Here is a 1,654-nt window from a genome sequence, read left to right as displayed (position 1 = left end):
CCCCGACGCCGGCCCCGACCACGTCCGCCGCGCCCGCCCGCGCGGCGGACGCCCCCGAGGCGCCGCCCGCGACGCTCTGGGACCGGATGCGCGACGACCCGCAGTACGCGCCGGAACACCTCGCCCTGGAGGCGGTCCGCCGGCTCGGGCCGGAGGCTGCCGAGTGGGCCGCCCAGGCCCGCGCCGAGCGGCCCGACGTCACCGCCGACGAACTCGTCGAACAGGCCGTCCGCCGGTTCGTCAACCGGGCACGCCTCTCCGGGGCGGTTTCCGGTGTGGCCGGCCTGCCCGGAGCGGTCATCGACGTCGGCGTGCTGGCGTGGACGCAGGCCCGGATGGTGCTGCACATCGCTGCGGCGTACGGCGCGGACCCGGTCCACCCGGACCGGGCCACCGACCTGCTGGTGTTGCAGAAGGTGCACAAGGTGGCGGAGACCGCCCGGCTGGCCCTCGGCGTGGCCGCCGGCCGGGAACGGGCCGGCGCCCTCTTCGGCCACGCGGCGCAGCACCCGCTGGGCCGGGTGATGCTGCAACTGGGTGTCCGGCTGGCGCGGATGGCCGGCGTGCGGGCGGCCAAGCGGATGTTCGCCAAGGTCGTCCCCGGCGCCGCGATCATTCTCGGTACCTGGGCCAACTCCTCGGCGACGAAGGATCTCGCCGAACGTGCCCGGGCGCTGTACCGGGCCGGCCGGTCGGGCCTGGCCCAGACCCGGCGTCCCTGACCCGGCCCGGCGGTGTCGCCGCGTCCCGTCAGGGGGCGTGGCGGTGCCGCCGGGCGCGACGTGAATCGGCCGGCGTCCCGGTCGAGCCCGGCGTACCAGTCGACGCCGCGATCGGGAGCCTGCGCGACGGTGGCACGGACGGTCAGAGCCGCCAGTCGGCGGCCGGGATCAGAGCCGCCAGCCGGCGGCCGGGAAGGTCACGTCGGCGAGCCGGTTCTGCCCGGCCGCATTGGGGTGGAACCAGTCCAGCGCGTTGACCTCCGCGAGGGTGAACCGGGCCCGGTGCACCGCGCCGCCGTCGTGCCGGCAGCGCGACCCGTACGCTCGGCAGGCGGCCTTCAGCTCGGCGTTGTAGGCGTCGATCCGCTGCCGGAAAGCGGCCCGGCGGGCGCGGTCGGCCGGTGCGGTGGAGGTCGGGTTCGCCAACAGCGCCGGGCAGATCCCGGCTCGCCAGGCCCGGACAGCCCGCGGCTCGGTGTGCCCGATCTCCCAGAGCCGGTGCAGGTCGGGGATGCTGGCCACCAGCACGCGCGCCTTCGGTCGGCCCTCGCGCAGTACCCGCAGCCCTCGGTCGACCTGGCTGCGGAACGTCGCCACCGTCGTCATATTGTCGATGTCGCCCCGGCAGGCGTCGTTGGCCCCGATCAGCACGGTGACGTAGTCGGCCCGGTCGCGTACGGCGGCTTCGGCCTGACCGGCGAGCGCTGCGGCCCGCGCCCCGGGAACGGCGTGGTTGCGCGCCCGGCCGCGGATGTTCGGGTTGGCGTCGAGCAGCCGGCGGTAGTGGCTCTCCACCCGGACGCCGTCCCCGGTGGACCACGAGTTGCGCCGGCATGAGGTGAGCGCCAGGCAGGAGCCGAAGCCGGAGCTGACGGAGTCGCCCAGCGCCGCCATGGTGGTCGGCAGGCCGGGTGGACTGGACTCGCGTGGCG

General features: G+C 76.2%; 2 protein-coding genes. One reads left to right on the top strand and one right to left on the bottom strand.

Annotated features, from left to right (window positions below; genetic code table 11):
• The coding region (locus tag E1193_RS31335) for an EcsC family protein (RefSeq protein WP_243707987.1) at window positions 1-722 on the top strand (722 nt) is incomplete at its 5' end.
• A 168-nt stretch (window positions 723-890) separates the two neighbouring features.
• On the opposite strand, the gene E1193_RS31330 is transcribed toward E1193_RS31335, so the two are convergent.
• On the bottom strand, window positions 891-1,616 hold the full coding sequence (locus E1193_RS31330; protein ID WP_132186729.1) for a GDSL-type esterase/lipase family protein: 726 nt from the start codon (window positions 1,614-1,616) through the stop codon (window positions 891-893).
• Window positions 1,617-1,654 lie beyond the last annotated feature (38 nt).

The organism is Micromonospora sp. KC606, from assembly GCF_004348675.1.
Classification (GTDB): domain Bacteria; phylum Actinomycetota; class Actinomycetes; order Mycobacteriales; family Micromonosporaceae; genus Micromonospora.
This window is presented reverse-complemented; position numbering and strand designations above follow the sequence as displayed.

Bases quoted from the DNA above. Each gene is read 5' to 3' on its own strand.
- E1193_RS31330 (WP_132186729.1), bottom strand. From the start codon at position 1,616: ATGGCGGCGCTGGGCGACTCCGTCAGCTCCGGCTTCGGCTCCTGCCTG.